The organism is Zafaria cholistanensis (assembly GCF_008580665.1).
In the GTDB taxonomy this organism is placed as follows: Bacteria; Actinomycetota; Actinomycetes; order Actinomycetales; family Micrococcaceae; genus Zafaria; species Zafaria cholistanensis.
Genome location: NZ_BKDJ01000041.1, coordinates 1 through 1,071 on the forward strand (window position 1 = coordinate 1; position 1,071 = coordinate 1,071).

General features: G+C 69.9%; 1 protein-coding gene. It reads right to left on the reverse strand.

Annotated elements, in window-relative coordinates; translation table 11 throughout:
- Positions 1 to 1,067 (reverse strand): aldehyde dehydrogenase family protein (locus tag NCCP_RS14810; protein WP_149958052.1); only part of this gene is annotated, 1,067 nt, incomplete at its 3' end.
- Positions 1,068 to 1,071 lie beyond the last annotated feature (4 nt).

Consider the following 1,071-nt stretch of genomic DNA (forward strand, 5'->3'; position numbering starts at 1 on the left):
TCGACAGCGGCGCTGACCAGGGCGTGCACCTCATCGCGGGCCCCGGAATCGATCAGCGGGCCCACGGTGGTCCCGGCCTCGGTGCCGCGTCCGGGCTTCAGCGCGGCCATCGCGGCGGCGAACTTCGCGGTGAACTCCCCGGCCACGGACTCCTGGACCAGGAAACGGTTGGCCGCGGTGCAGGCCTCGCCCATGTTGCGCATCTTCGCGGCCATCGCGCCCGCCACGGCCGCATCCAGGTCAGCGTCCTCGAAGACCAGGAACGGGGCGTTGCCGCCGAGCTCCATCGAGGTGCGCAGCACGTTATCCGCCGCGTCCTTCATCAGGCGCTTGCCCACCGGGGTGGAGCCGGTGAAGGAAACCTTGCGCAGGCGCGCATCCTGCATCAGCGGACCCGAGATCGCCGAGGCACTGTTGGAGGAAACCACGTTCAGCACCCCCGCCGGCAGGCCGGCCTCGAGCATGGTCGCGGCAAACAGCTGCGACGTCAGCGGGGTGAGCTTGGCGGGCTTGAGCACCATGGTGCACCCGGCCGCGACGGCGGGTCCGACCTTGCGGGTGGCCATGGCCAGCGGGAAGTTCCACGGGGTGATCAGCAGGCACGGGCCCACCGGCTTGCGCTGGACCAGGATCTTGTTCTTGCCCTCCGGAGTGGTCAGGTACCGGCCGTAATCGCGCACGGCCTCCTCGGAGAACCAGCGCAGGAACTCGGCACCGTAGGCGACCTCGCCGCGGGCCTCGGCCAGCGGCTTGCCCATTTCCAGGGTCATCAGCAGCGCGAAGTCCTCGGCACGGGCGGTGACCAGCTCAAAGGCCCGGCGCAGGATCTCGGCCCGCACCCGCGGCGCGCTCAGCGCCCACGAGGCCTGCACGCCCGCGGCAGCATCCAGGGCAGCCAGCGCATCCTCGCTCGTGGCCGAGGCCAGGGTCGCGATAACCTTCCCGGTCGCCGGGTCCTGCACATCGAAGGTGCCCCCGTCGGAAGCATCGCGCCACACACCGTCAATCAACAGGCCGGCAGGGACCTTGGAAAGCAGCTCAGCTTCGCGTTCGGGCGTGATAGTCATGGTG